The organism is Microbacterium sulfonylureivorans (assembly GCF_003999995.1).
In the GTDB taxonomy this organism is placed as follows: Bacteria; Actinomycetota; Actinomycetes; order Actinomycetales; family Microbacteriaceae; genus Microbacterium; species Microbacterium sulfonylureivorans.
On sequence record NZ_RJAD01000003.1, the window covers coordinates 487611 to 494360 of the forward strand.

Consider the following 6750-nt stretch of genomic DNA (forward strand, 5'->3'; position numbering starts at 1 on the left):
GCCCGGAGGGGGACCCCCGTCAGTGCGACTGCTAGGTGGTTCTGTTCGAACTCGGTCGAAGCGTCATCGTCCGGCCACGGCGGGTGCAGTGAAGTCTTCGAGCTGCGCACGGAGCACGGCTCGAGCTCGGTGGTATCGGCTCCGAAGGGTGCCTTCCTTCATGTGCAGGATGCGGCTGGCGTCGACCAGCGAGAATCCTTCCCAGTGGATGAGCGTGATGATGTCGCGGTCGATTGAGGGGAGCGTGGCGAGGGCTTGGTGGAGTTCGTCGTATTCAGCGGGATCGGCGAATCCGGCGTCGGGGAGACCGAAAGGATGGCGCGGAGACGATCTGTGACGGCTCGTTGTCGTGTGGAGCGGCGGTGGTGGTGCATCAGCACGTTGCGGGCGACCCCGAACATCCATGGGCGGATTTCGTCATCTGCGGCGGGCAGCGACGCGGATCGCCGCCACAGCACCAGCAGTGTTTCGGCTAGGAGATCGGCAGCATCGGCCGTGGGTTCGACTCTCCGGGTGAAGTAGGCCAGGACGTCAGGAGAGTGTGCTTTGACGGCCGCTTCGACACGGGCGGCGCGACGGTCATCGGGGCGCATCAGGGCGTCTCCGAGATGCACGTGAACCCTGTCGCGTCAACAGCTCGGCCGTCTGCGGTGACGTGCTCTCCAAACCACGCGATGCCAGGGAACGTCTCCTGGGCGAATGCTTGTAGCTCTGGAGTCAGCCCCTCAGCGACACGGCTCTCCCCGTCACGGTCGCCGGACACCGCGAGGCCTTCGTCGTAGAGACGTTGCCCGAGTCCTGACCAGTCGCGCGCGGCGATCGCCGCGTCGAGGGTGGCGCGGTCGCCGGGTTGGGGGTTGCGTAGTTCGATCCATGCTCTGCAGGACTCCTCGTGGCCGGCCTCTGTCGTCCAGTTCACCGGGATGGGCTGCGTGTTGCGCACGTTCTCCAGGGGCATGCTCACGCCAGCCCAGTGGGAGATGGCGACGGTTGCCGTCCCGGCGCCCGCGGTCAGTGCGATCGCGCCACCAACGAGCACCGGGAGCACCCACCGCGCGCGCGGAGCTCGTCCACGCCTAATACGCGAAGGCATCGTGGCATCCGCTAGTCGCAGGGCCTCTGCCATGGCCGGCGTCGGCAGAGTTTCCGTCATGGACTCGAGTGCGCAGTCGAGATCGATCCGGGTCAATGCATCCTCCTCAGTGCTCGACTACTCATTCCCGCCTCGGCTCGAATCGTTGCACAGCAACCGAAAGTGACCCCGCACCGCCGTGGTACCAAACGCCGTCCAGCAAGCCAGCAAAATATTCTGGTCGGTTCACTTGGACGTTTCGATATCGGCCGGACATGTGCGGGGTATGAGGGAAGGCACGAGAGGATCTCAGCTATGAATGATCACGAACGCGGCGAGCACGACGGGTTGGACAGACTCATCAGTCAGTCCGCGCCGGTCAGGACGGTGATCACGACCGAGATCGAGGAGGAGTTCCTGCGGATTGCTCGCGCGACCGGACCGGCCCTTGGCACGCGGAAGATGCCGCGACGGTGGGCGCTGGCAGGGATCGGTGTCTCTGCGGCGGTCATCCTCGGCACGGTCGGCGCGGCGGCCGCCGTCACCTTCGACGATTGGGCGTGGTGGGCTCAGGAACCCGACGGGGTCTACCTGTTCACCTCACCCACCGGCGACACCTGCGAGATCCGCGTTGGACGGATTGAGTCTGACGATCCACAGATCGAGCGTGCGCTCCGTGACGCGCAGGGTCAGGACCAGGTCCTCGCCAAATCAGACATCGCCGCAGCGGTGGAAAGCGAACGACGGCTTCATGAGGACTTCTACAAGCAGCAGCGAGCCGACGGGATCGAACCCTACGTTCAACCCGACTCCGTCCTCTACGAGATCGCCATCAACCGAGTCGCACACGACTACGCGCTCGAGCGACTGACAGACAGCGGCATCGACCAGGCTGCGCTGCAAAAGGCCGGCTTCTCCGCGTCGAGCCAGATCAACTGCAGTACGGACGACAGTGAATAGCCGCGGTCAGCACGACGAGGCCGTCGTGCGCGCGATCGCTCAGTCCTCCGGGGATCTGCTCGCCTACTTCGAGTACCGCGTGAGCCGCGACGAGGCACCTGATCTCCTCGTGGAGACGATGACGGCGGCGTGGCGGCATGCGAACAACCTGCCGGCCGCAGCCGAAGAGGCGCGCATGTGGCTGTTCGGTATCGCCCGAAACGTCCTCGCCAACGCCCAACGAAGCGGCCGACGGCGCGTGCGGCTGGCCAATCGGCTGCGCGACATGCTCGCGACCGGGACTACAGTCGGCCCTCCTGCCGACACCGGACTCGAGGTCCGCGACGCCGTCAACAGACTCGCCGACCATCACGCCGAAATCATCCGGCTCGTCCACTGGGACGGGTTCAGCCTGGTCGATGCGGCGAAACTGTGCGGCATCCCCGAATCCACCGCGCGAAGTCGCTACCAAGCCGCGAAACGTCAGCTGCGGGAAGCCCTCAGCCCCCAGCTCGTCGAGCAACCCACGGCGTCATGAACATCGCGAACGAACTGATTCGCCCTGAGGCGATTGTCCTTCCGGCAACAATCTCAGTGACAATTCCCCTCCCGCCGCGAGGCTGGGAAGAGCCACATCCAAACTCCGTCGCATAAGCCGGTCCGCTATCGGGCGCCTAGACGATCCCTTGATGAGACGGCTCGATGAGTCCGTCCGCAGTGGCCGTCGATCGCCCGTTGGTAAATCTTGCCCGTCACCCCAAGCCGTCCTAGGACGTCGCCTACTCGACCGTCCAAGGCTCCAGTAATCCGGCCGGGTGGGAGTCCATCGCCATTATGGAAGCGATCTCCCGCAGTTCCGCTGCAACCGCCCGCGGGATCGGGCTTCCGCCTCCGCCAGTTCCTCCACGATCGTCTCGAGAGCAACGCCCAATTCGTTGGCTTCGAGGAGTTCTACTACGAACGTGACTGTGTCCGCTCGCAGCGACTGCGTGGTTGAGATCAGCACCGCTTCGATGCGATCGCGAAGCTCCTGGTAGCTAGCCGCCGAATAAGTCATCGGAGGTTCCGCCCCTGGGACAGTTCGCACATCGCGGGAACCAAGGAGTAGCTCGGCGCGAACATCACCGACGCATAGTACCCCCGACCCAAGGGCCGCATGGGTCGCAGGCGACGCCCGGTCCTGGGTCCGCTATCGCGCATGGCGACGCCAATTAGTCTGCTCAAGTGATGGTTACCCAAACGCGTGAATCAAGTGCGGTCGCGGTCGCGTCGGGCCGCGTCGTGACGGGCCTCCTAGCATCCTTGATTGTTCTCTACGCTTACTCGCTTCGTGTCACCGCCGGAGACGGGAATCCATTCGACTACTTCGGCTACTTCACGAACCTGACCACACTGCTAGGGAGCGTGGTGCTCATAGCAACTGGCGCTCTCATGCTGTCCGGCCGGCAGGTGCCACGTTGGCTAACGACTGCCCGAGCGGTGGCGACCGCGTGCATCCTCGTCGTAGCAGTCATCTACAACGCCCTCGTCCCTGGCACCGGCAGCGCGCCCGCCTGGGTCAGCGCGTTCCTTCACGCCGTTTTCCCGATCATCGTGCTGCTTGACTGGATCTTGGTAGGAGATCGTCGGCCGCAACCCTGGCAGGCTCTCTGGTTGGTGCTGCCCTATCCGATCTGCTGGCTGTTCGTCGTCTTACTGCGGGGCGCCACCGACGGCTGGGTGCCTTACGGTTTCTTACTCCCCGAGCGCGGGACACTCTCACTCATCACACACATCACGGCGCTGCTGACATCGCTCCTGCTGGCAGGGGTACTCGTCTGGACGGTTAGTAGAAGTCGCGGGCTGCTGCTGAGATCTCTCGCCTGACTCAGCTCGACGAGGGATGGACTACGGGGCGTCTCGATGACCGTCAGGTAGATGGGCGCTGGACGAACTCGAGAGTGAGGTGCGGCAGGTGCTCGCGCGGAACGACCACAGTCAGGGTGCCACCGGTCGGCAGCTTCGCGCCGACCGCGTAAACAAACGGATCGGTGTCAATCTCCGCACCTGACAAGCACGCTCCGTCGATCAGGACCTGGACGCCGTGACGGACTACCCGCTCGGAGGTGAAGGCTGGCGAGTCCCAGTCGTGGACGCCGAGCCCGAGTTCGTCACGGAACTGGTTCATGAGGATGTGGTTGGCGTGGTGCACCAACCGCGCGTCGAGCGTGCTGCGCTCGGAATCCTGGCGCTGCCAGGTGGTCTGGACCGCTTCCATCAGCACGGGGTATCGCATGCGCTCGACATGCTCGATCAGCCAGGCCGGTCGTGGCCACGGCGGAATCTCCTCAATCGACCGACGGGTGGTGTCATCGAGCTCCGCGAGGTTCACCGGATCAGACTTGTCGACGGGGTTGCGCCACAGCGTCGCAGAAATGCTCACGGACATCTCGTCGAGACCACTCCCGTTCCCGGTCGTGGTCACGCTGAAATCGGGGAACTCTAAAGCGGCCTGAGGAGCGAACTCCATGACTGGGATTGGCATGGTCTTCACTAACTGCTCGCGCTCAAGACGTGGGTCGGGCGCATCCTCAGGGAGAACTCCGGTGAACTGCATAACGCCATCCTGCCGAGGAGATGAACACTGCACCAGGTGGATGAACCGCACGCCTCACGCCGTTCGAAAGTCGGTCGGCCGACGGGCGGGCGCCCGGCAAAGGCGGTGCTCTTCCCAGCATCATGCGGTCGGAAGTGCCCCGCGAGGTGAGAGCGGTCAGGGAGTCGTGTGCGAGTAGTCCTGAGCGAGCGTGAGACGATGCAACGGATGGACACCGCCACTCTCGACGAATTGCAAGTGCTCCGTGCGCGCGCGTATGGCCCCTCGGCCGACATCGACCAGGATCCCGACGGATTGCGAGGTTGCTCGAGCTGGAAGCTCGGATCAATGCGCGGCCATCGTCCAGCGGCGCGGAAGCCGCGCATGGCGATGGCAAGGCGCCAGAGCCTCGGGTTCCGAAACGATCACCCGAGCCGGCGCCGGTCATCGAGGCTCGTCAACCGCCAGCCGATTATCCGCAGGCCGAGCCTTCGACGAATGGAGCGGATGAGGGGCGGTTCTCCGGCTCAGGCGTGCTGACGCCATGGCTAAAAGTGGCTCTGGGTACTGACCGTTCTGGCAGCGGCAGCGCTGGCGGCGGCAGCGACGTTCGCCTTGACATGGATGGCGCCGGCATCGGTCTCTTCAGATGCCGTGCAGATCGCCACGCTCAATCCGGCCGCGACGGCCGAGGTTCCCAGCACCTGGTTCGGCGCGGGACCAAGCTCGGTCGTCTACGAGTTCTACGGCTTGACCCTCTTCGGAACCGCGACGGGATTCAGTGGCCCCGGCACCGACTGCTTCACCGTCGTCGCATCGGACCAGGTGCCCGACGAAGAGGACGACGATCCGAACAACTGGGAGCTCTCCGGACTCGTCGCCTGGGGTTGCCGGGTTGGCGACTTCCCGGCGACAATCGAGTTGCTTGTCGACAGCAGCGCACCGGAAGAAACTCAGCGCCCGCTATGCGAGAGGCAGCGCCCTCCAGTTCGTGTTCGACCGTGATCGAGTCGGGGTATTCCTCGACCAGGACAATGACAGTCAATGAGCTCAGCAGTCGGCGGAGGACCGGGAGTAAACGGTGTCCTCGCTGAGGACCCTGCTGAGCGCGGAGCCCAGCTGGACTATCGGGGTTCCGGACGAATCTCCTTGGCAGCCCACGGGCAGGAACCGCAGATCTTTGTAATCAGCGTTGGAAGCGCGCTGGACGATTCATTGCACGGGTGAGATTCGCGTCGTTCGCTATGGGCGGTACTGTCAGACGCCCGGTTTGCAACGCGGCGCGATGGCTAGGGTTGGGATAGTTCAGACACCTGACCGGAAGCACCCAGATTCGAGATGCAAATGCGCACTAACCGTTCCCTCATATACCGCGCATTGATGCTTGGTCTCGGTGCCGGGATCTTGATCAGTGCTACCGGATGCGCGCCGAGCACGCCAGCGGCGGAGACCGAAGCCAGCCCGAAACGAACAGCTCCCTCGGAGAGCACGAGTTCCCTCAGCGAGGAAGCGCGGGCAGATCTGGTCAGCGCGTGCGCCGGAAATGCGGAGATGGGGACGGTGAAGCTTGACGAGGCCAGCGCCGTCTTGGGTCAACGGTCGGCTGACCGACGCTGGGTTGTGGTGATCCCCGTCGAGTTCGAGGCCATGCGTCATGGCGAACAGCACTGCGTGATGTCTCTCGTCGACGGAGTGGTGAAGCGTGAATTCGTTGAATCGGGCGAATCGTGGCCTGAAGGCGAATATGAGACTTGGCTTCAGTCAAGCGTTCTGCCATTCGAGTCCTGAGGCACCGCGAACCGTGGCCTTGCAGTCAACGCCGCGCATGGGCTAACGCCTAAACAACCGAGCTCGTGAGCGGGTCCTCCAGCGAGCGGCTAAGAGGCCCAGCTCGAGGTGCCCGTTCACGGATACGTCATCGGGCGCAGTTTCTGTCGCGAGTACCACGAGAGACGCTTGTCCGGACTGAATCATGAAGCCACCATATGGGCGGCCGCTGGAGCGACGGTGTCCGCAGACCTCGACGCGCGTAGGCGGACCGGCGTGCGTGCGCCGGCGTGGCCGGTCTAGGAACGCCGGAGGGCGCGGATGAGCAGCCAGGTACCGACGGCGAGATTTGCGATGGAGACGACGAACAGTGCGTTTGCGGTCACAACCGGTGTGA

General features: G+C 64.1%; 8 protein-coding genes and 1 pseudogene. 5 read left to right on the forward strand and 4 right to left on the reverse strand.

Annotation, left to right across the window (positions count from 1 at the left end; translation table 11 throughout):
- Positions 1-63: 63 nt before the first annotated feature.
- From EER34_RS17795 to EER34_RS15770, 3 genes and pseudogenes are all read right to left on the reverse strand, one after another.
- Positions 64-405 (reverse strand): RNA polymerase sigma factor, encoded by a 342-nt coding sequence (locus tag EER34_RS17795; protein ID WP_127476394.1) that lies wholly within the window; start codon positions 403-405, stop codon positions 64-66.
- Positions 360-593, reverse strand: a pseudogene (locus EER34_RS17905) (RNA polymerase sigma factor); the annotation flags it as partial. The gene EER34_RS17795 and the pseudogene EER34_RS17905, both read right to left, overlap by 46 nt.
- Positions 593-1189: a hypothetical protein gene (locus EER34_RS15770; protein WP_127476398.1), complete on the reverse strand. Its 597-nt coding sequence runs from the start codon at positions 1187-1189 to the stop codon at positions 593-595. The pseudogene EER34_RS17905 and the gene EER34_RS15770, both read right to left, overlap by 1 nt.
- Positions 1190-1387: 198 nt before the next feature.
- On the opposite strand from EER34_RS15770, the gene EER34_RS15775 reads away from it, so the two are divergent.
- The 3 genes from EER34_RS15775 to EER34_RS15785 all read left to right on the forward strand — a co-directional run bounded on the left by EER34_RS15775 (position 1388) and on the right by EER34_RS15785 (position 3877).
- On the forward strand, positions 1388-2032 hold the full coding sequence (locus tag EER34_RS15775; protein WP_127476400.1) for a hypothetical protein: 645 nt from the start codon (positions 1388-1390) through the stop codon (positions 2030-2032).
- Positions 2033-2057: 25 nt separating this feature from the next.
- Entirely contained in the window at positions 2058-2549 is a 492-nt protein-coding gene (locus EER34_RS15780; protein WP_240642421.1) for an RNA polymerase sigma factor, read from the forward strand.
- 689 nt (positions 2550-3238) lie between these two features.
- Positions 3239-3877: a Pr6Pr family membrane protein gene (locus tag EER34_RS15785; protein ID WP_205791720.1), complete on the forward strand. Its 639-nt coding sequence runs from the start codon at positions 3239-3241 to the stop codon at positions 3875-3877.
- Positions 3878-3920: 43 nt separating this feature from the next.
- On the opposite strand, the gene EER34_RS15790 is transcribed toward EER34_RS15785, so the two are convergent.
- On the reverse strand, positions 3921-4607 hold the full coding sequence (locus EER34_RS15790; protein WP_127476404.1) for a hypothetical protein: 687 nt from the start codon (positions 4605-4607) through the stop codon (positions 3921-3923).
- Between the two features lie 603 nt (positions 4608-5210).
- Here EER34_RS15790 and EER34_RS15795 point away from each other — a divergent pair.
- On the forward strand, positions 5211-5591 hold the full coding sequence (locus EER34_RS15795) for a hypothetical protein (RefSeq protein ID WP_127476405.1): 381 nt from the start codon (positions 5211-5213) through the stop codon (positions 5589-5591).
- A gap of 555 nt (positions 5592-6146) precedes the next feature.
- A complete protein-coding gene (locus EER34_RS15800; protein ID WP_127476407.1) occupies positions 6147-6374 on the forward strand; it encodes a hypothetical protein in 228 nt (75 codons plus the stop codon).
- Positions 6375-6750 lie beyond the last annotated feature (376 nt).